The sequence below is a fragment of the Pseudomonas jinjuensis genome, from assembly GCF_900103845.1.
Lineage (GTDB): Bacteria > Pseudomonadota > Gammaproteobacteria > Pseudomonadales > Pseudomonadaceae > Pseudomonas > Pseudomonas jinjuensis.
In genome coordinates this window covers 190,792-211,494 of sequence record NZ_FNIJ01000001.1, presented here as the reverse complement: position 1 = coordinate 211,494, position 20,703 = coordinate 190,792, and the positions used below count along the sequence as shown (strand labels likewise).

23 protein-coding genes are annotated in these 20,703 nt (G+C 65.3%); 13 read left to right on the top strand and 10 right to left on the bottom strand.

Annotated elements, in window-relative coordinates; all coding sequences use genetic code 11:
* Positions 1-38: 38 nt before the first annotated feature.
* Positions 39-1,382 (top strand): aminodeoxychorismate synthase component I, encoded by a 1,344-nt coding sequence (gene pabB, locus BLR75_RS01005; RefSeq protein ID WP_084310440.1) that lies wholly within the window; start codon positions 39-41, stop codon positions 1,380-1,382.
* A 166-nt stretch (positions 1,383-1,548) separates the two neighbouring features.
* Here pabB and thrH read toward each other — a convergent pair whose 3' ends face one another.
* Positions 1,549-2,166: a bifunctional phosphoserine phosphatase/homoserine phosphotransferase ThrH gene (gene thrH, locus BLR75_RS01000; protein WP_084310441.1), complete on the bottom strand. Its 618-nt coding sequence runs from the start codon at positions 2,164-2,166 to the stop codon at positions 1,549-1,551.
* A gap of 190 nt (positions 2,167-2,356) precedes the next feature.
* Here thrH and BLR75_RS00995 point away from each other — a divergent pair, with 190 nt between their 5' ends.
* Together BLR75_RS00995 and BLR75_RS00990 are read left to right on the top strand one after the other, a co-directional pair.
* Positions 2,357-3,091, top strand: coding sequence for a phosphoadenylyl-sulfate reductase (locus BLR75_RS00995; RefSeq protein WP_084310442.1), 735 nt, complete (start codon positions 2,357-2,359; stop codon positions 3,089-3,091).
* 33 nt (positions 3,092-3,124) lie between these two features.
* Entirely contained in the window at positions 3,125-3,469 is a 345-nt protein-coding gene (locus tag BLR75_RS00990; RefSeq protein WP_084310443.1) for a hypothetical protein, read from the top strand.
* A gap of 236 nt (positions 3,470-3,705) precedes the next feature.
* Here the strand turns inward: BLR75_RS00990 and cysB are convergent, their stop codons facing one another.
* The 4 genes from cysB to BLR75_RS00970 all read right to left on the bottom strand — a co-directional run bounded on the left by cysB (position 3,706) and on the right by BLR75_RS00970 (position 6,722).
* Complete coding sequence (gene cysB, locus BLR75_RS00985) at positions 3,706-4,680, bottom strand: HTH-type transcriptional regulator CysB (RefSeq protein ID WP_084310444.1); 975 nt, start codon at positions 4,678-4,680, stop codon at positions 3,706-3,708.
* A 150-nt stretch (positions 4,681-4,830) separates the two neighbouring features.
* The gene (locus tag BLR75_RS00980) at positions 4,831-5,328 is read right to left on the bottom strand and encodes a universal stress protein (protein WP_084310445.1); all 498 of its coding nucleotides are present in this window, start codon (positions 5,326-5,328) and stop codon (positions 4,831-4,833) included.
* Between the two features lie 70 nt (positions 5,329-5,398).
* The gene (locus BLR75_RS00975) at positions 5,399-6,310 is read right to left on the bottom strand and encodes a 5'-nucleotidase (protein ID WP_084310446.1); all 912 of its coding nucleotides are present in this window, start codon (positions 6,308-6,310) and stop codon (positions 5,399-5,401) included.
* A gap of 34 nt (positions 6,311-6,344) precedes the next feature.
* A complete protein-coding gene (locus BLR75_RS00970) occupies positions 6,345-6,722 on the bottom strand; it encodes a YbbN family protein (RefSeq protein ID WP_084310447.1) in 378 nt (125 codons plus the stop codon).
* Positions 6,723-6,728: 6 nt separating this feature from the next.
* Between BLR75_RS00970 and BLR75_RS00965 the strand changes: the two genes are divergently transcribed.
* Complete coding sequence (locus BLR75_RS00965) at positions 6,729-7,148, top strand: PilZ domain-containing protein (RefSeq protein WP_084310448.1); 420 nt, start codon at positions 6,729-6,731, stop codon at positions 7,146-7,148.
* 165 nt (positions 7,149-7,313) lie between these two features.
* Positions 7,314-8,390, top strand: coding sequence for a 3-deoxy-7-phosphoheptulonate synthase (locus BLR75_RS00960; protein WP_084310449.1), 1,077 nt, complete (start codon positions 7,314-7,316; stop codon positions 8,388-8,390).
* Between the two features lie 64 nt (positions 8,391-8,454).
* On the opposite strand, the gene BLR75_RS00955 is transcribed toward BLR75_RS00960, so the two are convergent.
* The gene (locus BLR75_RS00955) at positions 8,455-8,739 is read right to left on the bottom strand and encodes a GNAT family N-acetyltransferase (RefSeq protein WP_084310500.1); all 285 of its coding nucleotides are present in this window, start codon (positions 8,737-8,739) and stop codon (positions 8,455-8,457) included.
* A gap of 421 nt (positions 8,740-9,160) precedes the next feature.
* Here BLR75_RS00955 and BLR75_RS00950 point away from each other — a divergent pair, with 421 nt between their 5' ends.
* Positions 9,161-9,850 (top strand): crotonase/enoyl-CoA hydratase family protein, encoded by a 690-nt coding sequence (locus tag BLR75_RS00950; RefSeq protein ID WP_084310450.1) that lies wholly within the window; start codon positions 9,161-9,163, stop codon positions 9,848-9,850.
* A gap of 142 nt (positions 9,851-9,992) precedes the next feature.
* The gene (locus BLR75_RS00945; RefSeq protein ID WP_084310451.1) at positions 9,993-10,184 is read left to right on the top strand and encodes a hypothetical protein; all 192 of its coding nucleotides are present in this window, start codon (positions 9,993-9,995) and stop codon (positions 10,182-10,184) included.
* Between the two features lie 61 nt (positions 10,185-10,245).
* Here the strand turns inward: BLR75_RS00945 and BLR75_RS00940 are convergent, their stop codons facing one another.
* Positions 10,246-10,752 carry a macro domain-containing protein gene (locus tag BLR75_RS00940; RefSeq protein ID WP_084310452.1) on the bottom strand — a complete coding sequence of 169 codons (507 nt, stop codon included), beginning with the start codon at positions 10,750-10,752 and terminating at the stop codon, positions 10,246-10,248.
* 212 nt (positions 10,753-10,964) lie between these two features.
* Here BLR75_RS00940 and BLR75_RS00935 point away from each other — a divergent pair, with 212 nt between their 5' ends.
* Positions 10,965-11,936, top strand: a complete 972-nt coding sequence (locus BLR75_RS00935) for a magnesium and cobalt transport protein CorA (RefSeq protein WP_084310453.1) — start codon at positions 10,965-10,967, stop codon at positions 11,934-11,936.
* A gap of 16 nt (positions 11,937-11,952) precedes the next feature.
* Here BLR75_RS00935 and BLR75_RS00930 read toward each other — a convergent pair whose 3' ends face one another.
* On the bottom strand, positions 11,953-12,675 hold the full coding sequence (locus BLR75_RS00930; protein ID WP_084310454.1) for an amidotransferase: 723 nt from the start codon (positions 12,673-12,675) through the stop codon (positions 11,953-11,955).
* A gap of 815 nt (positions 12,676-13,490) precedes the next feature.
* Here BLR75_RS00930 and ydcS point away from each other — a divergent pair.
* The 5 genes from ydcS (at position 13,491) to BLR75_RS00905 (ending at position 19,015) form a co-directional block, all read left to right on the top strand.
* Positions 13,491-14,648 (top strand): putative ABC transporter substrate-binding protein YdcS, encoded by a 1,158-nt coding sequence (ydcS, locus tag BLR75_RS00925; RefSeq protein WP_084310455.1) that lies wholly within the window; start codon positions 13,491-13,493, stop codon positions 14,646-14,648.
* Between the two features lie 184 nt (positions 14,649-14,832).
* The gene (locus BLR75_RS00920) at positions 14,833-15,852 is read left to right on the top strand and encodes an ABC transporter ATP-binding protein (protein WP_084310456.1); all 1,020 of its coding nucleotides are present in this window, start codon (positions 14,833-14,835) and stop codon (positions 15,850-15,852) included.
* A complete protein-coding gene (locus BLR75_RS00915; RefSeq protein WP_084310457.1) occupies positions 15,849-16,760 on the top strand; it encodes an ABC transporter permease in 912 nt (303 codons plus the stop codon). The genes BLR75_RS00920 and BLR75_RS00915 overlap by 4 nt, the downstream gene beginning before the upstream one ends.
* Positions 16,750-17,556: an ABC transporter permease gene (locus BLR75_RS00910; RefSeq protein ID WP_084310458.1), complete on the top strand. Its 807-nt coding sequence runs from the start codon at positions 16,750-16,752 to the stop codon at positions 17,554-17,556. Before BLR75_RS00915 ends, BLR75_RS00910 begins: the two co-directional genes overlap by 11 nt.
* 34 nt (positions 17,557-17,590) lie before the next feature.
* Positions 17,591-19,015 carry a gamma-aminobutyraldehyde dehydrogenase gene (locus tag BLR75_RS00905; protein WP_084310459.1) on the top strand — a complete coding sequence of 475 codons (1,425 nt, stop codon included), beginning with the start codon at positions 17,591-17,593 and terminating at the stop codon, positions 19,013-19,015.
* A 162-nt stretch (positions 19,016-19,177) separates the two neighbouring features.
* On the opposite strand, the gene BLR75_RS00900 is transcribed toward BLR75_RS00905, so the two are convergent.
* Entirely contained in the window at positions 19,178-19,882 is a 705-nt protein-coding gene (locus BLR75_RS00900) for a type 1 glutamine amidotransferase (protein ID WP_084310460.1), read from the bottom strand.
* Positions 19,883-20,048: 166 nt separating this feature from the next.
* Entirely contained in the window at positions 20,049-20,387 is a 339-nt protein-coding gene (locus tag BLR75_RS00895) for a ribonuclease E inhibitor RraB (protein WP_084310461.1), read from the bottom strand.
* Positions 20,388-20,703: the final 316 nt, after the last annotated feature.

The following is a 20,703-nucleotide window of genomic DNA, read 5'->3' as shown; positions in this document are numbered from 1 at the left end:
TCTAGAATCCGCCCTCACCTCCTGCTCGCCTCGCCTTCATGCCCCACTGCCCCGTACACCCGATTCCCTACCACGAATCGCCCGCCGCCCGTTTCGCCGCGATCAGCGAAGCGCCGGGCGCCGTGCTGCTCGACGCCGGCCGGCCGGGCGCCGAGCGCAGCCGCTTCGATCTGTTCAGCGCCTGGCCGGTGGAGGAACTGGCGCCTGGCGAAGGCGAATCGGCCGAAGACTTCTTCATCCGTCTTCGTGCCACATTGGCGGGCATCGGCGAGGCCGAAGCGCCGGACGGCCTGGAACTGCCCTTCACCGGCGGGCTGATCGGCTACCTGAGCTACGACTTCGGCCGCCGCATCGAGCGCCAGCCCAGCCGGAGTCGCGACGACCTCGCCCTGCCGGACGCGCGCCTCGGCCTGTACCTGTGGGCCCTGGTCAGCGACCATCAGCTGCGCACCAGCCAACTGGTGTTCCATCCGCGCCTGGAGACATCCGAGCGCCGGCGCCTGACCGAGCTGTTCGCCGGCGAGGCGACCACGCCCCAGTTACCACCGTTCAGCCTGCAGGCCGGCTTCCGCGCCGACCTGGAAAAGGCGCAGTACCAGGCAGCCCTGCAGCGCGTGCAGGACTACATCCTCGCCGGCGACTGCTACCAGGTGAACTACACCCAGCGCTTCCGCGCCCCCTGCAGCGGCTCGCCGTGGCTGGCCTACCAGGCGCTGCGCAGGGCCTGTCCGACGCCCTTCGCCGGTTACCTGAATCTTCCGCAGGGCGCCATTCTCAGCCTGTCGCCGGAGCGTTTCATCCAGTTGCACCGGCGCCAGGTGGAAACCCGCCCGATCAAGGGCACCCGCCCGCGCGGCCGCACGCCGGCGGAGGACGCCGCCAACGCCGCGGAACTGCTGGCCAGCGAAAAGGACCGTGCGGAAAACCTGATGATCGTCGACCTGCTGCGCAACGACCTCGGCCGCAGCTGCCGGCCGGGCTCGGTGCGGGTGCCGGAGCTGTTCGCGCTGGAGAGCTATCCCAACGTGCACCACATGGTCAGCAGCGTCACCGGCGAACTGGCGCCCGGCAAGGACGCCTTCGACCTGCTGCTCGGCAGTTTCCCCGGCGGCTCGATCACCGGCGCGCCGAAGATCCGCGCCATGCAGATCATCGAGGAACTGGAGCCGACCCGCCGCGGCATCTACTGCGGCAGCCTGCTCTACATCGACGTGCGCGGGGAGATGGACAGCTCCATCGCCATCCGCACGCTACTGGTGAAGGACGGCCAGGCGAGCTGCTGGGGCGGCGGCGGCATCGTCGCCGACTCGGACTGGCAGGCGGAGTACGACGAGTCGCTGACCAAGGTCGGCGTGCTGCTGCGCACCCTGGAAAGCATGTAGGCGCAACTGTCTTTCATGGTTCCCATGCTCCCGCGTGGGAACGATAAGGGCCGGCAACATTGCAGGCGGGCCATGCCCGCAATCGCGAGCATGGCGCGCTCCTGCAAACGAATCGCCAGACATGAAAAAGCCCCGAAATCTCGGGGCTTTTTCGTCACAGCCAGCCTTACAGGCTCAGCTGGCGGTTCGACGCCTTGAGGAATTCCTGCTTCAGGTCCTCGTAGGTGTGCACCGCCGGGAATTGCGGGAACTCGCGGATCACGTTCTCCGGCGCATGGAACAGGATGCCGGCGTGGGCTTCGGAGAGCATGGTGGTGTCGTTGTACGAGTCGCCGGCGGCGATCACGCGGTAGTACAGGCTCTTGAAGGCGATGACCGACTGGCGCTTGGGGTCCTTCTGGCGCAGCTGGTAGCCGACCACGCGGTCGGTCTCGTCGGTGATCAGCTTGTGGCACAGCAGGGTCGGGAAGCCGAGCTGGCGCATCAGCGGCTGGGAGAACTCGTAGAAGGTGTCGGAGAGGATCACCACCTGGAAGCGCTCGCGCAGCCAGTCGACGAATTCCACCGCGCCTTCCAGCGGCTTCAGGGTGGCGATCACTTCCTGGATGTCGGACAGCTTCAGGCCATGCTCGTCGAGGATACGCAGGCGCTGCTTCATCAGCACGTCGTAGTCCGGGATGTCGCGGGTGGTCGCCTTGAGCGCTTCGATTCCAGTTTTTTCAGCGAAGGCGATCCAGATTTCCGGAACCAGTACCCCTTCCAGGTCGAGACAGGCGATTTCCACGAACGATTCCCCGCATGGTTTTTGACAGAAGGCGGCACTCTATCCGCTCCCTGCAGCCGGCGCAACGCGGGGCTTATAGCCGAACACCACAGTCCTCCTTCCCGATGGTTATTTAGGGGCATAACCGCCTATTTGTTACCATTCCGGCCACATAGCGCCTCGCGTGCATACAACTAGGAAATTTCGCCTGATGAGCCATCCGTTCGACGTCGCGGAAACCGCCGCGACCTATGCCAAGAAATCCCCGCAGGACGTCCTCAAGTTCGCCTTCGAGCATTTCGGCGATGATCTCTGGATTTCCTTCAGCGGCGCCGAGGACGTGGTGCTGGTGGACATGGCCTGGAAGCTGAACAAGAACGTCAGGGTGTTCAGCCTGGATACCGGCCGCCTGCACCCGGAGACCTACCGCTTCATCGAGCAGGTGCGCACGCACTATTCGATCGATATCGAGGTGCTCTCCCCCGATCCGCGCCTGCTGGAACCCCTGGTCAGGGAAAAGGGCCTGTTCAGCTTCTACAAGGACGGCCATGGCGAATGCTGCGGCATCCGCAAGATCGAGCCGCTGAAGCGCAAGCTGTCGACCGTGCGCGCCTGGGCCACCGGCCAGCGCCGCGACCAGAGCCCGGGCACCCGCAGCCAGGTGGCGGTGGTCGAGGTGGACGGCGCCTTCTCCACGCCGGAGCGCCCCTTGTACAAGTTCAACCCGCTGGCGAACATGACCAGCGAGGAAGTCTGGGCTTACATCCGCATGCTCGAACTTCCTTACAACAGCCTGCATGAGCGTGGTTTCATCAGCATCGGCTGCGAGCCCTGCACCCGCCCGGTGCTGCCCAACCAGCACGAGCGCGAAGGCCGCTGGTGGTGGGAAGAAGCCACCCAGAAGGAATGCGGCCTGCATGCCGGCAACCTGATTACCAAGGCCTGATCCACGGGTTGGGCCACCGCAAGGAGAAGCCCGATGCGCATCACCATGGTGAAGAAGGTCCTGGCCGACGGCCAGGACTGCCGCAAATGCCGCGAAGTACAGGAGCGCCTGGAGAAAGGCGGCTATCTGGGGCGCATCGACCGCACCCTGGTGGCCGACGAACGCAATCCGGCCGGCACCGGCTGGATGATCGCCGCGCAGTACGGCGTGGACAGCGCGCCCTTCTTCGTGGTCCGTCACGATGACGGCCGCGAGGAGGTCTACACCGTGTTCCTGAAATTCCTCCACGAAGTGCTGGAGAGCCGCGAGGAAACTCCACTCGACTCGCCGGAAGCGCTGGCCGAACTGGCCCGCCGCGACGATCTCGACTTTCTCTGACCTTGCCAGGGCGGTGTCGGCGGGTTTCACCCGCCCTACGCGGAACACAGGGGGTCAGCGAAACGTGGATGGCGCTCTTCCATCCACCATTGCGGGACCGCATGCGCGGCCATGGTGGATCGATGGAGCATGATCCACCCTACGTACTGACGCAGCAGGGCGGGTGCAACCCGCCGGCGAAGCGCCCCAACGAAAAAGGCCCGGCAGCAAGCCGGGCCTTTTCGTTCGCGCCGCGCTCAGTAGACCGGCAGCTCAATCCCTTCGAACAGTTCGTCCAGCTCCGCCTTGTTGTGGCACTGCACGGCCTTGGCCAGCAGGTCGCGGGTCAGGTGCGGGGCGAACTTCTCGATGAAGTCGCACATGAAGCCGCGCAGGAAGGTGCCGCGGCGGAAGCCGATCTTGGTGATGCTGGATTCGAACAGATGGCTGGCGTCGAGCATCACCAGGTCGCTGTCCAGCTTCGGATCGACCGCCATGTGCGCCACGATGCCCACGCCCAGCCCGAGTCGCACGTAGGTCTTGATGACGTCGGCGTCGGCGGCGGTGAACACCACCTTGGGCACCAGGCCACGCTGGTTGAAGGCCTCGTCCAGCTTGGAACGGCCGGTGAAGCCGAAGACGTAGGTGACCAGCGGCTGCTCGGCGAGCACTTCCAGGGTCAGCTTCGGCAGCTTGGTCAGCGGATGGCCCTGGGGCACGATCACGCAGCGGTTCCAGCGGTAGCAGGGCATCATGATCAGGTCGCCGAACAGCTCCAGCGCCTCGGTGGCGATGGCGAAATCGACGGTGCCGTCGGCAGCCATCTCGGCGATCTGCATCGGCGTGCCCTGATGCATGTGCAGGGAGACGTCCGGGTACTGCTTGATGAAGTTGCTGATCACGCCCGGCAGCGCATAGCGGGCCTGGGTGTGGGTGGTGGCGATGGACAGCGTGCCCTTCTTCTCGTTGGAGAACTCCTGGGCGATCTGCTTGATGCTTTCCACCTTGCGCAGGATTTCGCCGGCGGTGTTGATGATGCGTTCGCCCGCCGGGGTCACGCGGGTCAGGTGCTTGCCGCTGCGGGCGAAGACTTCGACGCCCAGCTCGTCTTCGAGCAGGCGGATCTGTTTGCTGATGCCGGGCTGCGAGGTGTAGAGGCTTTGTGCGGTGGCAGAAACGTTCAGGTCATGGTGCGCGACTTCCCAGATATAGCGCAGTTGCTGAAGCTTCATGGAGATTCCTCGAAATGGATGTCGCGGCCCGCGATGAGGGGCTTATGTTTTATAACCATATTAATGGTTTAAGGAATAAAGTTAGACGCTTTTTTCGCCCCTGCATACCATTCGTCTAAAGCCGGCGCGCGACCCGCCGACCGGTTCCCGTCACATATCCCTGCCGCGATGCTGCAGCATCGGCACCAGGTACACCGGAACTTCCGCCAGTTGCACCAGGCGTCCCGCGGTACGCCCGAGCGGCGTGTTCATCCCCGCGCCGTAGCTGTGGCTGCCGGCCACGATCAGGTCGACCGACAGCCGGTTCGCCTCGTCGAGGATCACCAGCGGCGGATCGCCCTGGATCACGCGCACGGAACGGATCAGCTCGGCATCCTGGCGCGGCTCCCCCAGTTCATCGCGGAAGCCTTCCATCACGCGCTTCTCGATGCTGTCCATGACATTGCCCAGCCCGCTGGCGCGCAGCTCGGCCAGGGTCTTCTCGTCCAGATAGGTTTTCAGTACCGACTCGGCGAACAGCCCGAGCGGTTCAACGGCATGCACCACATACAACTCGGCGTTATAGGCGCGAGCCAGGGACAGAGCATGCTGGAGAACGTACGGGGCATAGAGGCCAAGGTCGGTGGCGTAAAGAATCGAATGGATCATGCGGCCTCCTGAACGGCCCACGCGACAGACCTTAGAGCAGAGTAGCAGGTGGGCTTGCGCAGCGACGCGGCTAGCCCGCGACCTCGCGCTCGTTGGTCACGCCGTGGGGAACGTGGCCGGTGGCGACCAGCTCGCGGGCCTTCTCGCAATGTCCCGGCTGATCGTCGAAGAACACGTCGGCGGCGAAGGCTTCGAGGAAGGCGCCCTTGTCCAGGCCGCCGAGGAACAGCGACTCGTCGAGGCGGATATCCCATTCGCGCAGGGTGCGGATGACCCGCTCGTGGGCCGGCGCCGAACGGGCGGTGACCAGCGCCGTGCGGATCGGGCAGCTTTCCTGGGGGAAGGCCTGCTGCACGCGGTTCAGCGCCGCCAGGAAGGGCTTGAACGGGCCGCCACGCAGCGGTTCGCGGGCGGCCTCGCGCTCGCTGGTCTGGAAGGCTTCCAGGCCGCCCTGCTGGTAGATCCGCTCGGCCTCGTCGGAAAACAGCACCGCATCGCCATCGAAGGCGATGCGCAACTCGCCGCTGGCTTCCCGCCGCGCGCCGCCGGAGAGGATGGTCGCCGCGGCGAATCCCGCATCCAGCGCATTGCGCACGTCGTCCGCGTGGGTCGAGAGGAACAGGTGGCAGCCGAACGCCGCGAGGTAGGGATAGGGACTGCGCCCGCCGACGAAGGCGGCGCGGGAAATGTCCAGGCTGTGATGCTGGATCGAGTTGAACACCCGCAGTCCGGTATCGGCGCTGTTGCGCGACACCAGGATCACCTCGACCTGGGCCCGCTCGCCGGCGGCGTTGAGGGCAAGCAGCTTCTGCACCAGGGCGAAGGCATCGCCAGGCTGCAGGACTTCGTCCTCGTGGGCGATCTGGTATTGGCGGTAGGCTTCGACGCCTTCGTTTTCGTAGACCTGATGGCTCTCCTGCAGGTCGAACAGCGCCCGCGAGGAAATCGCCACCACCAGCTTGTCGTCCAGTCCCCTGCTCATCTCATTCCCCCAATGTGAAAGCCGGTCCCGCCGCTCAGGGCAGTTCCTCGGGCGGACGCGAAAGCGCCGAGCCCACGGCATCGGCCAGCGGCCCGGCGCGCAACGGAGCGCTCAGTTCGCCATGGAAGTGCCCGTCGCGGATCAGGAACAGCGCCGGCAGGTGGAAGACTTCGTAGCGCTCGACCAGCCCGCCATTGCGCCCCGCGTCCACCCAGCACAGGCGGTCCACCGGCAGTTCGAAGCCGGGCAGCGTGGTCCGCGCCCAGCGGCAGGAGGCGCAGCCGTCGCTGGTGAACACCAGCAGGGAAACGCCGGGCATGGACAGCAAACGGCGATCGGCGTCGAGGTCGGTCAGTTCCAGGGCGGGCACTATACTCAAGCCTGAATAAAGATAACGAGGCAGTCGGAGCATTCCGTCATGCGTCAATTCCTGAGTCACCCGTGCGACCTGCCCGTGGAACTCCTGATTCGCCGGGAGACGGTCTTTCCCCGCCAGCGCTTGCACAATAGCAGCCTCGGCGGCGTCGCGTGCAACTCGCCGCGCGGCTTTCGCCGTGGCACCCAGGTGGAAGTCCACATACCGCTGCTCGGCGACGCCGCGCGCTACGAGGGTGTGATCGCCTGGAGCCGCAAACAGGCCAGCGACTATCTGGTCGGGATCGCCTTCCTCGACGAGGAATCCATGTTCCGCGCGCGGATGGTCGAGCAGATCTGCCATATCGAGCATTACCGGCGCAAACAGGAGCGCGAGCTCGGCGCCCCGTTGCCGGCCGAACGCACCGCGCTGGAGTGGATCGCCCAGCACGCCGCCAATTTCCCGTTGTACTGCGCGGTGTGAAACCGGCGAGCCGGCGGTTTTCGCCGGAACAAAGGCGCCTTCCCCATTGTCGAGGCGGCGCCTGACACGTTAAGGTTCAGCTTCCCCTTAGCGACATATCCGCCTGCGCCCCATCGCATGGGGGTTTCCGGTGGCCGGCACCCGTGACCTGACCTGAGTACCACGATGGCTGATTTACAGATCGACGACCTTAACGTTGCCTCCAACGAGACCCTGATCACACCGGAGCAGCTCAAGCGCGAAATTCCCCTCACCGAAGCCGCCCGCCAGACAGTGGCCCATGGCCGCCAGGTGATCCGCGACATTCTCGACGGCAAGGACCACCGCCTGTTCGTGGTGATCGGCCCCTGCTCGATCCATGACGTCAAGGCCGCCCACGAATACGCCGAGCGCCTGAAGGTGCTGGCCGCCGAGGTCTCCGACACCCTGTTCCTGGTGATGCGCGTGTACTTCGAGAAGCCGCGCACCACCGTCGGCTGGAAAGGCCTGATCAACGACCCCTACCTGGACGACTCCTTCAAGATCCAGGACGGCCTGCACATCGGCCGCCAGCTGCTGCTCGACCTGGCCGAGATGGGCCTGCCCACCGCCACCGAGGCGCTCGATCCTATTTCCCCGCAGTACCTGCAGGACCTGATCAGCTGGTCCGCCATCGGCGCGCGCACCACCGAATCCCAGACCCACCGCGAAATGGCCTCCGGCCTGTCCTCCGCGGTCGGCTTCAAGAACGGCACCGACGGCAGCCTGACCGTGGCGATCAACGCGCTGCAGTCGGTTTCCAGCCCGCACCGTTTCCTCGGCATCAACCAGGAAGGCGGCGTGTCCATCGTCACCACCAAGGGCAACCCTTACGGCCACGTGGTGCTGCGCGGCGGCAACGGCAAACCGAACTACGACTCGGTGAGCGTGGCGCTGTGCGAACAGGACCTGCGCAAGGCGGGCATCCCGCTGAACGTCATGGTCGACTGCAGCCACGCCAACTCCAACAAGGACCCGGCGCTGCAGCCGCTGGTGATGGACAACGTCAGCAACCAGATCGTCGAGGGCAACGACTCGATCGTCGGCCTGATGGTGGAAAGCCACCTGGGCTGGGGCAACCAGCCGATTCCGAAGGACCTCTGCCAGCTGCAGTACGGCGTCTCCATCACCGACGCCTGCATCGACTGGGACGCCACCGAGAAGAGCATCCGCAGCATGCACGCCAAGCTCAAGGACGTGCTGCCGAAGCGTCAGCGCGGCTGATCCGCAGCCTGAAACGCAAAACGCCGGGTCTCGACCCGGCGTTTTCGTGTGTGGCCCGTGAGCCTCAGCCCGCGCGTTCGGTCTGGCGCTGGCGCCTCTCCAGATAGCGCTCGACGTAGGAACAGGACGGGATGACGCTGTAGCCCCTGCGCTCGGCGTACTGCAGAGCATGCTCGGTCAGCGCCGCGGCGATTCCCCGGCCGCGCAGGTTGTCCGGCACGAATGTCCGATAGATATCCAGCGTCTGCTTGCCCAGATCCATGTAGGCCAGATAGGCGCGATGGCCGTCAACAGTCGTCACGAACTGGTGGCTGGACTCATCATGATGGATGGACAACGACTCACTCACTTGCTCTCTCCTTTCCGGGCCCCACGACACGACCCGCAGCTGAATTGATGTTCGGACGGAGCATGCCTCCGTCGACTCACTCCCGAGTTGGACAGCCATCTGAAACTGCCCGTTCTCCCTGATCCTCGTGCGGCGTGCCCGAAGGAAGGCACCCATCGAACGACAAGTCCCGAACGGCAGGCTGTCAACATTGATCGAGTCATATTGCTGCCTTCTTCCCGCCGACTCAACCGTTTATTCAGCCAAATCCGCTATTTCTCGACGCGATCGGCTTATCGCGACTATGAACGACCTTAGGCAAATGATGGCGATTTATCCAGTCCGGCGCCCGCCCGCGTGACCCGCCGGTCGGTCTGCGTCCTTCACGGTCGGGATGGTCGCCAGTATGTTCAGGTCTCTTTCCTGTCAGGACCTTCTCACCATGAGTGCGCCGATCTCCTATCAACTCGAAGACGGAATTGCCCTTCTCACCCTCGACAACGGCAAGGTGAACGCCATTTCCCCTGCCGTCATCGAAGCCCTCAACCATGCGCTGGACCAGGCCGAGAAGGATCGCGCCGTGGTGATCCTCACCGGCCAGCCGGGCATCCTCTCCGGCGGCTACGACCTCAAGGTGATGACCTCCGGACCGCAGAACGCGATCGACCTGGTCACCGCCGGCTCGACCCTGGCCCGCCGCATGCTCGCCCACCCCTACCCCGTCATCGTCGCCTGCCCGGGCCATGCGGTGGCCAAGGGCGCCTTCCTGCTGCTCTCCGCTGACTACCGGATCGGCATCGAGGGACCGTTCAACATCGGTCTGAACGAAGTGCAGATCGGCATGACCATGCACCACGTCGGCATCGAACTGGCGCGCGACCGCCTGCGCAAGTCGGCGTTCCACCGCTCGGTGATCAATGGCGAGATGTTCGACCCGCAGGCCGCCGTGGATGCCGGTTTCCTCGACAAGGTGGTGCCCGCCGAACAGCTGATGGCGACCGCCATGGAGGCCGCCCGGCAACTGAAGAAGATCAATATGACCGCCCACCGCAACACCAAGCTGAAGGTGCGCAAGGCGCTGCTGGAAACCCTGGACCAGGCCATCGAGCTGGACCGGCAGCATCAGGGCTGACTGATCCCGTAGTTCCCTCTCCCCGTGCGGGGGAGGGAACAGTTACCAAAAACACAACACTGATTAATATAAACCCATCTTTTTCTAAAATTATTACGCGTTAACCTGATGATGTACCCAACGAAACGAAGAGGTAATCATCATGAAACGCACACTTCTCGCCACCAGCCTGCTCGCCACCGTCGCCCTGTTCTCCAGCCAGGCCAGCTTCGCCGAGGAATCCCCGCTGATGCAGGACCGCATGCTCCAGCTGACCCACGGCGCCCTGCAACAGCAGCAGACCCGGCAGGCCGCCAGCAGCGCCGACGTCGAAGCCTCGGCACAGCGCGGCTGACTCCGGACGCACACGAAAAGCCCGGCGCGATGGCCGGGCTATGCGGTGACAAGGGAAAGGGTCAGTCCAGACCTTCGTCCGCGATCATGCCCTTGCGGTAGACCTCATAGAGAATCACCGGGATGCCGAGACCGCCGAGGTGCTTCTCCACCAGCGGCCTGACGTCCTTCCAGTCCAGCCCGCCGACACCGGTCGCCAGGCACGGCAGCGCCACGCTGTTCACCTTCTCGCTCTGCACGAACTTCGCCAGCTCGCGCAGGCAGTGGCCGACGTTCTCCAGCGTCGCCTTGGCCGGCTTCGCGCTGCGGCCGGAACCCTGCATGTCCTGGGTCAGCAGATTGACGATGCAGCGGGTGGCGCCCTGGCCATCCACGCCGGACCAGACCCAGATGGCGCCCGGCTCCAGCGCCTTGGAGTGCGTGGCGTGGCGATAGTCGCGCACCATCGCCGGCCAGCACTCTCGCAGGGCCAGCGCCAGGCCGCTGTCGAAGTGATCCTGCGGGGCGATGCCGTGCGCGATGACCTGGGCATTGCTGAGCAGGATGTCGCCTGTAACTACTCGAATCATGGGGTGAATTCCTTTCTGGTTGGGGAAACGGCAGCGGTGCCGCTCATCTCCACCGTACCCCTGCGCCCCGGCATGCCCTTGATACGCATCAAGCGCCGGATGCCCCTGCGGAAATGCCCTGGCTGGCGCATAGCGCCGGCATGCCCAACACTTGTTGGCGAACCGTGCAGCCACGCGCCGCACGCAACGCCAGCCAGCAGGTGGACGAGACTATGGGCCGTGTCATCGCATCAGCCGTGTACAGCAAGGGCCGGAAGGTCGCCGACATTCCCCTGGAAGACGGCTATCGCTGGTCCTGCCAGCCAGACCACTTCGTCTGGACCGGCCTGCAGGAACCCACGCGCGAGGAGCTGCTGAACCTGCAACGGCAGTTCAACCTGCACGAACTGGCGATTTCCGACGCGCTGGAGAAGCACAGCCGGCCGAAGCTGGAGACCTTCGGCGACGCGCTGTTCATGGTGATCTATTCGCCGATCCGCGCCGACGACCGCCTGCTGTTCGTGGAAACCCATCTGTTCGCCGGCGTCGGCTACATCATCAGCGCCCGCTACGGCTTCTCCGCCTCCTATTCGCAGGTGCGCCAGCGCTGCGAGGCGCGGCCGCTGCTGCTGGCCCACGGCACCGACTTCGTGCTCTATGCCCTGCTCGACTTCGTGGTCGGCAACTACCTGCCGGTGGTCGAGTCGATTCGCAGCGAGATCGAGGAAATGGAGCAGTACGTGCTGCGCAGTCCGCTGACCCAGGAGCAGATCGAGAAGATCTACGGCCTGCGCCGCGAAGTGCTCAGGCTGAAGCGCTACGTGGCGCCGATGGTGGAAATCTGCCAGGAGCTGCAGAAGCTCGACTTCCCCTTCATCGACAAGCAGATGCGCCCGTACTTCCGCGACGTCGCGATCCACGTCAACCGCCTGCTGGAAGACCTCAACACCCTGCGCGACGTGGCCAGCCAGACCATCGAGGTCGGCCTGCTGCTGGAGTCATCGCGGCAGAGCATCGTGCAGCGCAAGTTCGCCGCCTGGGCAGCGATCCTCGCCTTCCCCACCGCGGTGGCCGGCATCTACGGGATGAACTTCGAATACATCCCCGAGCTGCGCTGGCACTACGGCTATTTCCTGATCATGGGGCTGCTGGTGCTGGGCTGCATCGGCCTGTACATCAGCTTCAAGCAGGCCGACTGGCTGTAGACCTGCAAAAACCCGGTCAGGCCGCGTTCCGCCCCATCTCGACGAAACGCATCATCCACTCCGCCACCGTGGTGCCCTGGTGCGACGCGCCCAGGCTCTCGACGCCCTGGTTGTAGACAGGCTCGCCGAGGAAGTCCCTGCGCAGGTCGAGCAGCGCGCGGGAATAGTCGCTGATGAATTCCGGGTGCCCCTGGAAACACAGCACCTGGTCGCCGATGGCGTAGGCCGCCACCGGGCAGAAGTCGCTGGACGCCAGCACCCGGGCGTTTTCCGGCAGGCGCGTGACCTGGTCCTGGTGGCTGATCAGCAGCGTCAGGTCCTCCAGCGCCGGAGTCATCCACGCCGGCTGCTCTTCGATGCGGTAGTTGTGCGTGCCGACGCCCCAGCCCTGGCTGGCGCGTTCGGCCTTGCCGCCCAGCAGCAGGGCCAGCAACTGGTGACCGAAGCAGATGCCGAGCAGCTTGTCGCCACGCTGGTAGCGATCCAGCAGGAAGGTCTTCAGGGTCTGGATCCACGGGTCGTCGCCGAACGAGTCCGCCTTGCTGCCGGTCACCAGGTAGGCGTCGTACTGCTCGTCCTCCGGCGGGTAGTGGCCTTCCACCACGTTGTAGACCTTGAACTCGGCGGGAATCGGTTGTTTGGCGAACAGCTGCTGGAACATCCGGCCATAGCCCGTGTAGTCGTCGATCAGTTCGGGGCGAAGGATGTCGGTTTCCAGAATGCAGATTTGCAGCGGCATGAACGGTGGGTCCTGAAATGGGGCTGGCAACACGGTCAAATTTCTTAACACATCGTATGAAACATGGAAACAGGAAATGAAAAAACAGGCAATTTTTTTCACGACTCCGTAGAACGATCCGTTTCCACACCGACGGACGGCAGCAGTGCCCCGCCGTCGGACAAACGGTCAAGGCGCGAGCCAGAGCAATCGGATGCTTTCCATATAGGTGGAACATGCCAAGATCCGGCGAAATCCTTACCAGATCGTCTAAGCAGCCGCAGTCCGGCGGTTAGACTCTGGCTTGCAAGCGCTTGATGCCGCCGCCGGGTTTTGCCGGGGCGGCCATGAACCCCAGAGCCAAGGCATGCGATTCCCCCTCCGCCGGGCCGTAATCACGGACGGGGCCGCAGCCAACAACAAGAAAGGCGGGAAGGCCATGACCACTCAACAATCGAGAAAAGTTCGGCAGGCAAGTGTCATCGTCATCGTGACCGCGGTACTCCTCATCATCCCCAATCTCTCTCGTCTGATTTCCTGACATCTCCGCCAATGCGCTGCGTCGGCCATGCTCGACGCAGCGTGAGCGCGCGTCCGCTATTCGCAGAGCGGCCGTAGGAGCGGGCCATGCCCGCGAAATCGCGACAGGTCGCGGGCATGGCCCGCTCCTACAAAAAGAGTACGTCCCATCGCAAGGCAGGCCGCCGTGGCGGCTTTTCCGGCGGCGAACTACGCTGCAAAAGCGTGCCGAAGCGGTAACGGCGCGCCATGCAGCCCGCCTTACGGCGCGGTTCGGCCGCAGAGGCTCCGATACTTCCAATGACAGGAGTCCGTCCATGTTTCCCCTGAAACCCCTATCCCTGGCCTTCGCCACCGCGCTCCTGGTGTCCGGCGGTTCCCTGCAGGCCGCCGAGGCCCTCAAGCAGCTCGGCGAAGGCGAAGGCGCCCTCGACATCATCGCCTGGCCCGGCTACATCGAGCGCGGCGACAGCGACAAGAACTACGACTGGGTGACCCGGTTCGAGAAGGACACCGGCTGCAAGGTCAACGTGAAGACCGCCGCCACCTCGGACGAAATGGTCAGCCTGATGGCCAAGGGCGGCTACGACCTGGTCACCGCCTCCGGCGACGCGTCGCTGCGGCTGGTCTACGGCAAGCGCGTGCAGCCGGTCAACATCGAGCTGATCCCGAACTGGAAGAACGTCGATCCACGCCTGCAAAACGCGCCCTGGCACACCGTCGACGGCGTGCACTACGGCACCCCGTACCAGTGGGGACCGAACGTGCTGATGTACAACACCAAGGTCTTCCCCAAGGCGCCGACCAGCTGGGGCGTGGTGTTCAACGAGCAGACCCTGCCGGACGGCAAGAGCAACAAGGGCCGCGTGCAGGCCTACGACGGGCCTATCTACATCGCCGACGCCGCGCTGTACCTGAAGAGCGCGCAGCCCGACCTCGGCATTGACGACCCCTACGAGCTCAACGACAAGCAGTACGCCGCGGTGATCGAGCTGCTGCGCAAGCAGCACGCGCTGATCCACCGCTACTGGCACGACACCACGGTGCAGATGAGCGACTTCAAGAACGAGGGCGTCGCCGCCTCCAGTTCCTGGCCGTACCAGGTGAACGCGCTGGAAGCCGAGAAACAGCCGATCGCCTCGACCATCCCGGTCGAAGGCTCCACCGGCTGGGCCGACACCACCATGATGCACGTGGACTCCAAGCACCCGAACTGCGCCTACAAGTGGATGAACTGGTCGCTGGAGCCCAAGGTCCAGGGCGACCTGGCCGCCTGGTTCGGCTCGGTGCCGGCGGTGCCGGAAGGCTGCAAGGCCAGCGAACTGCTCGGCGCCGAAGGCTGCGCCACCAACGGCTACGACCAGTTCGAGCGCATCGCCTTCTGGAAGACCCCGCAGGCCAAGTGCACGCAGGGCACCTGCGTGCCGTACAGCCGCTGGACGCAGGACTACATCGGGATCATGGGCGGGCGTTGAACCGTAGCGCTCTTGTAGGGCGAATAACGCCCCAGCGTTATCCGCCACACCCCCGGTACAACTCCACCGGCGGATGAAGCGTTCCGCTTCATTCGCCCTACGGGTCAGAGGCCTCCCGGCCCGCGCACGAAACCGCCATGGACTACCTTTTCTGTAGCCAACCAGCAAGGCGGGTGCAGCGAGCATGACCACAGCCGTCCAGTTCACCGACGTGAGCCGTCACTACGGCGATGTGCGCGCCGTCGACCGGGTTTCCATCGAGATCCGCGATGGCGAGTTCTTCTCCATGCTCGGCCCGTCCGGTTCGGGCAAGACCACCTGCCTGCGGCTGATCGCCGGCTTCGAGCAGCCGACTTCCGGCTCGATCCGCATCCACGGCCAGGAGGCCGCCGGCCTGCCGCCCTACGAGCGCGACGTCAACACGGTGTTCCAGGACTACGCGCTGTTCCCGCACATGTCGGTGCTGGACAACGTCGCCTACGGCCTGAAGGTCAAGGGCGTGGCCAGGGCCGAGCGGCTGCGCCGCGCCGAGGAGGCCCTGGGCATGGTCGCCCTCGCCGGCTACGGTTCGCGCAAGCCGGCGCAGCTGTCCGGCGGCCAGCGCCAGCGCGTGGCCCTGGCGCGGGCGCTGGTGAATCGCCCGCGGGTGCTGCTGCTCGACGAACCCCTCGGCGCGCTGGACCTCAAGCTGCGCGAACAGATGCAGGTCGAGCTGAAGAAACTGCAGCGCCAGCTCGGCATCACCTTCATCTTCGTCACCCACGACCAGGGTGAGGCGCTGTCGATGTCCGACCGGGTGGCGGTGTTCAACAAGGGCCGCATCGAGCAGGTCGACACCCCGCGCAACCTCTACATGCGCCCGGCGACGCGCTTCGTCGCCGAGTTCGTCGGTACCGCCAACGTGCTGCGCGGCGACCTCGCCCGGCGCCTGCTCGGCGAGCAGAGGGAATTCTCCCTGCGCCCGGAACACGTGCGCTTCGGCCGCGCCGGCGAAGGCGAGCTGGAAGTCTCCGGCACGCTGTTCGACGTGCAGTACATGGGCTCCAACAGCCGCTACGAGATCGAACTGGAAGACGGCGGCAAGCTGGTGGCGGCGCTGCCCAACAGCGAACGCGAGGAACCGCGCCCGCAGCCCGGCGACCCGGTCACCGCCTGCTGGGCGCGCAGCGCGCTGGTGCCGCTGCGCGAGGAGCCCGCTTCATGAGCGCGATGCGCGGCCTCTCCAGCTTCCTCTACCGGCGCAGCACGCTGTACCTGCTGATGCTGCTGATCCCGCCGCTGCTGTGGTTCGGGGTGATCTACATCGGCTCGCTGTTCGCCCTGCTCTGGCAGAGCTTCTACACCTTCGACGACTTCACCATGGTGGTGACGCCGGAGCTGACCTGGGCCAACTACGTCGCGCTGTTCAACCCGGCCAACTACGACATCGTCCTGCGCACCCTTTCCATGGCCGTGGCGGTGTCGATCGCCAGCGCCATCCTCGCCTTCCCCATCGCCTACTACATGGCGCACTTCGCCGGACCAAAGGAAAAGGCCTTCTTCTATATCGCGGTGATGCTGCCGATGTGGGCCAGCTACATCGTCAAGGCCTACGCCTGGACGGTGATCCTGGCCAAGGGCGGCATCCTCTACTGGGTGATCCAGAAGCTGCACCTGCTCGCTCCGCTGGAATACCTGCTGCAGGTGCCGGGCGTCGGCGGCAATACCCTGTCCACCTCCCATCTCGGGCGCTTCTGGGTGTTCACCTACATCTGGCTGCCGTTCATGATCCTGCCGATCCAGGCCGCCCTGGAGCGCCTGCCGCCGTCGCTGCTGCAGGCCTCCGCCGACCTCGGCGCGCACCCGCGGCAGACCTTCGTCCAGGTGATCCTGCCGCTGGCCTTCCCCGGCGTGGTGGCCGGCTCGATCTTCACCTTCTCGCTGACCCTCGGCGACTTCATCATCCCGCAGCTGGTCGGCCCCAGCGGGCTGTTCATCGGCACCATGGTCTACGTGCAGCAGGGCGCGATCGGCAACATGCCGCTGGCCGCCTCCTTCACCCTGGTGCCCATCGTGCTGATCGCCGTCTACCTGTCCATCGCCAAGCGGCTGGGAGCATTCGATGCGCTCTGAGAAGGCTTCATGGGGATTGCGGCTGGCGGCCTGGGGCGGGCTGGTGTTCCTGCACTTCCCGATCCTGGTGATCTTCCTTTATGCGTTCAACACCGAGGAATCGGCCTACAGCTTCCCGCTGCAGGGCTTCACCCTGAAGTGGTTCGCCATCGTCGCCCAGCGCAGCGACGTGCTCGACGCCATCTGGCTGTCGGTGAGAATCGCCTGCGTCGCCACGCTGATCGCCATGATCCTCGGCACCCTGGCCGCCGGCGCGCTGTACCGCAGGGACTTCTTCGGCAAGGAAAGCATCTCGCTGATGCTGATCCTGCCCATCGCCCTGCCCGGCATCATCACCGGCATCGCCCTGCTGTCGGCGTTCAAGACCCTGGGCATCGACCCCGGCTTCATCACCATCGTCATCGGCCATGCGACCTTCTGCGTGGTGATCGTCTACAACAACGTCATCGCCCGCTTCCGCCGCACCTCGTTCAGCCTGATCGAGGCGTCCATGGACCTCGGCGCCGACGGCTGGCAGACCTTCCGCTACGTGATCCTGCCGAACATCGCCACCGCCCTGCTGGCCGGCGGCATGCTGGCCTTCGCCCTGTCGTTCGACGAGATCATCGTCACCACCTTCACCGCCGGCCACGAGCGCACCCTGCCGCTGTGGCTGCTCAACCAGCTGACCCGCCCGCGCGACGTGCCGGTGACCAACGTGGTCGCCATGCTGGTGATGCTCGCCACCATGGTGCCGATCCTCGGCGCCTACTACCTGACCCGGGGGACCGAGAACGTCGCGGGAGGCGGCAAGTGATTCCTTCTCCCGGAATGACTGGAGGATCGAACTCATGCAAACCAAGCTGCTGATCAATGGCCAGTTCGTCGCCGGCGAAGGCGAAGGGCTGGACGTCCTCAACCCCGCCACCGGCGAAGTCATCGGCAAGATCGCCGAGGCCAGCGAGGCCCAGGTCGATGGCGCGGTGCGCGCCGCCCACACGGCGTTCGACGGCTGGTCGCAGACCGCGCCGAAGGACCGCGCCCTGCTCCTGCTGCGCCTGGCGGACAGGATCGAGGAACATGCCGAGGAACTGGCCCGGCTGGAATCGGACAACTGCGGCAAGCCCTATGCCGCCGCTCTGAACGACGAGATCCCGGCCATCGCCGATGTGTTCCGCTTCTTCGCCGGCGCCTCGCGCTGCCTGACCGGCTCCGCCGCCGGCGAATACCTGCCCGGCTTCACCTCGATGATCCGCCGCGATCCGATCGGCGTGGTCGCCTCCATCGCACCCTGGAACTACCCGCTGATGATGGCCGCGTGGAAGCTCGGCCCGGCGCTGGCGGCCGGCAACACCGTGGTGCTCAAGCCATCGGAACAGACGCCGCTGACCGCCCTGCGCCTGGCCGAACTGATCACCGAACTGTTCCCCGACGGCGTGGTCAACCTGGTCTTCGGCCGCGGCCCGACGGTGGGTAGCCCGCTGGTCAGCCACGACCTGGTGCGCATGGTCTCGCTGACCGGCTCGGTGGGCACCGGCAAGGCGATCATCCGCAGCGCCGCCGAGACGGTGAAGCGCACCCACATGGAACTGGGCGGCAAGGCGCCGGTGATCGTCTTCGACGACGCCGACCTGCAGGACGTGGTGGACGGCATCCGCACCTTCGGCTTCTACAACGCGGGCCAGGACTGCACCGCCGCCTGCCGCATCTACGCCGGCAGGAAGATCTACGACAACTTCGTCGCCGACCTCGCCAGCGCCGTGTCCAGCCTGAAGACCGGCCTGCAGAACGACCCGTCCACCGAACTCGGCCCGCTGATCACCGCCGACCAGCGCGAGCGGGTGTCCGGCTTCGTCGAGCGGGCCAAGGCCAGCCCGCACATCAAAATAGCCACCGGCGGCAACCTGGTGGCCGGCAATGGCTTCTTCTACGAACCGACGGTGGTGGCCAACGCCCAGCAGGACGACGAGATCGTCCGCCGCGAGGTGTTCGGCCCGGTGGTCTCGGTGACGCCGTTCAGCGACGCCGACGAGGCCATCGCCTGGGCCAACGATTCCGACTACGGCCTGGCGTCGTCCGTATGGACCCGCGACATCGGTCGCGCCTCACGGGTGGCCGCGCGCCTGCAGTACGGCTGCACCTGGGTGAACACCCACTTCATGCTGGTCAGCGAGATGCCCCATGGCGGGTTCAAGCAGTCGGGGTACGGGAAGGATCTGTCGATGTACGGGCTGGAGGACTACACGGTGGCGCGGCACATCATGTTCAAGCATTGAACGGAGATGCCGTCGTTCCTGTAGGAGCGGGCCATGCCCGCGACCCGTCGCGATTTCGCGGGCATGGCCCGCTCCTACAAGGTCACGCATCCGGCCCTGAAATGGTGGATGGAAAAACGCCATCCACCCTACGTTCTGCCTTGCCCGAAGAGTGAGGTTCGATCAGGCCAGTCCGGCCAACCCCAGCCAATGCCGGTACATCCCCTCGGCCACATGGTTCATCGCCGCCACCCGGCCCGGCAGGTCGGCGAGCATCGTCTCCGCCGTCTCCTGGCTCGGCTGGCTCGGGTCTAGGTATTCGGGGAAGCCGGTGACCCAGCCGTGGACCAGTTCCTCGGTCATTTCCGGATGCCCCTGCAGGCCGAGGATGAAGCCGCCCCAGCTGAACCCCTGGTTGTCGCACCAGGGGCTGGACAGCAGGTGCTCGGCGCCCTCCGGCAACTCGAAGGTGTCGCCGTGCCACTGGTAGATCGGGAATTCGTCCGGCAGGTGCACCAGCCAGGGGCTCCGCGCTTCGCGGCGGCGCATCGGCTGCCAGCCCAGTTCGGTATAGGGCTGGCGGCGAATCCCGGCGCCCAGCGCCCTGGCCAGCAGTTGGCCGCCCAGGCAGTGGCCGATCATCGGCACGCGGCGTTCGATGAAGCGGCGCAGCGCGGCGACCTCGTCGCGCAGCCAGGGCAGGTCGTCGTTGACGCTCATCGGCCCGCCCATGATGGCGACCGCCCGCGGGCGTTCCAGGTCGTAGCCGTCGAATTCGCCGAGATCGGCGCGGCGCACGTCGAAGTCCAGGCCGGCGCGGTCGAGCACCGTCGCCAGGTGGCCCGGCGGGCAGAAGTCGGCGTGGGTAAGGATCAGGATATCGGTCATGTTGGCCTCCGCGGCGCAGTCTGCCGCAAAGGCGCTGGGGGAGAAAGTCCGGGGCGGGAAAACCGCGCGGATCAGCGCGCCGCCGGAAACCGGTGACGGCGCCTGTCCGCAGGGTCTGGGAGTGGGATACTGCCTGCCCGCCGCACGGCGGCACAGGCGTTACGAATCACCGTAGCGTGGTCACTTCCTGGGTGACGCCCCAGCCATCGAGAACGCCGCCGAGTGGCACCACGATTTCCTCGAGATCGTGTTCGAACGCGCCGATTGCAGCGTGGGTGGCGAACATCACCTTGCTTATCTGCAGGTTCCAGTTGCCGTCCTGGCGAGCCTCGACCTGGGCTCTCAGCGACTCTCCGCGGAATTGCCGGGCAGCCTGCCGGGCATTCTGTTCATCGGGAAAGATGGCGAAGAAGTCGATGGGATGAATGCGCGCGAAGTCGAATCCACCTTCCTTCATGCGGCGCAAAACGTTGACGCTGATATCTTCCGAGAGGGGCTTTTCCATGGTACGCACCTCCTTTCGTGACATTCAGAGTTATTAACCCTAGCTACCCGGCACGGAGCGCGCCCGGCTTCGGGCCGAATCCGCTCCCGTCGCCCTGACGTGTCCGGGAAGCTCCAGACTGGATCAACGTTCACTGCACGGCTGCCAACGGACGTGCCACACGGGCAACGCACCGGAAAGTATCGGCAACCATCAGGTTCAGGGTAGCGTCATTAGCGGCGGAATGCCGTCACTTCGGCGGATCGGCCCCTCGGCGGCGACGGGCGGCAGCCGGTACGCGGCGGGAACCGTGGCCGCCAGCCCTCTCCGGGCGGAG

Excerpts from the sequence above, each read along its gene's own strand:
- BLR75_RS00980 (WP_084310445.1), bottom strand. The coding sequence starts at position 5,328 with ATGATCCATTCGATTCTTTACGCCACCGACCTTGGCCTCTATGCCCCG.
- ydcS (WP_084310455.1), top strand. The coding sequence starts at position 13,491 with ATGTTTCCCCTGAAACCCCTATCCCTGGCCTTCGCCACCGCGCTCCTG.
- BLR75_RS00915 (WP_084310457.1), top strand. The coding sequence starts at position 15,849 with ATGAGCGCGATGCGCGGCCTCTCCAGCTTCCTCTACCGGCGCAGCACG.
- cysB (WP_084310444.1), bottom strand. The coding sequence starts at position 4,680 with ATGAAGCTTCAGCAACTGCGCTATATCTGGGAAGTCGCGCACCATGAC.
- BLR75_RS00910 (WP_084310458.1), top strand. The coding sequence starts at position 16,750 with ATGCGCTCTGAGAAGGCTTCATGGGGATTGCGGCTGGCGGCCTGGGGC.
- BLR75_RS00975 (WP_084310446.1), bottom strand. The coding sequence starts at position 6,310 with ATGAGCAGGGGACTGGACGACAAGCTGGTGGTGGCGATTTCCTCGCGG.
- BLR75_RS00940 (WP_084310452.1), bottom strand. The coding sequence starts at position 10,752 with ATGATTCGAGTAGTTACAGGCGACATCCTGCTCAGCAATGCCCAGGTC.
- BLR75_RS00960 (WP_084310449.1), top strand. The coding sequence starts at position 7,314 with ATGGCTGATTTACAGATCGACGACCTTAACGTTGCCTCCAACGAGACC.
- BLR75_RS00930 (WP_084310454.1), bottom strand. The coding sequence starts at position 12,675 with ATGCCGCTGCAAATCTGCATTCTGGAAACCGACATCCTTCGCCCCGAA.
- BLR75_RS00970 (WP_084310447.1), bottom strand. The coding sequence starts at position 6,722 with ATGCTCCGACTGCCTCGTTATCTTTATTCAGGCTTGAGTATAGTGCCC.
- BLR75_RS00900 (WP_084310460.1), bottom strand. The coding sequence starts at position 19,882 with ATGACCGATATCCTGATCCTTACCCACGCCGACTTCTGCCCGCCGGGC.
- pabB (WP_084310440.1), top strand. The coding sequence starts at position 39 with ATGCCCCACTGCCCCGTACACCCGATTCCCTACCACGAATCGCCCGCC.
- BLR75_RS00950 (WP_084310450.1), top strand. The coding sequence starts at position 9,161 with ATGAGTGCGCCGATCTCCTATCAACTCGAAGACGGAATTGCCCTTCTC.
- BLR75_RS00920 (WP_084310456.1), top strand. The coding sequence starts at position 14,833 with ATGACCACAGCCGTCCAGTTCACCGACGTGAGCCGTCACTACGGCGAT.
- BLR75_RS00905 (WP_084310459.1), top strand. The coding sequence starts at position 17,591 with ATGCAAACCAAGCTGCTGATCAATGGCCAGTTCGTCGCCGGCGAAGGC.
- BLR75_RS00895 (WP_084310461.1), bottom strand. The coding sequence starts at position 20,387 with ATGGAAAAGCCCCTCTCGGAAGATATCAGCGTCAACGTTTTGCGCCGC.
- BLR75_RS00935 (WP_084310453.1), top strand. The coding sequence starts at position 10,965 with ATGGGCCGTGTCATCGCATCAGCCGTGTACAGCAAGGGCCGGAAGGTC.
- BLR75_RS00965 (WP_084310448.1), top strand. The coding sequence starts at position 6,729 with ATGCGTCAATTCCTGAGTCACCCGTGCGACCTGCCCGTGGAACTCCTG.
- BLR75_RS00945 (WP_084310451.1), top strand. The coding sequence starts at position 9,993 with ATGAAACGCACACTTCTCGCCACCAGCCTGCTCGCCACCGTCGCCCTG.
- BLR75_RS00995 (WP_084310442.1), top strand. The coding sequence starts at position 2,357 with ATGAGCCATCCGTTCGACGTCGCGGAAACCGCCGCGACCTATGCCAAG.
- BLR75_RS00990 (WP_084310443.1), top strand. The coding sequence starts at position 3,125 with ATGCGCATCACCATGGTGAAGAAGGTCCTGGCCGACGGCCAGGACTGC.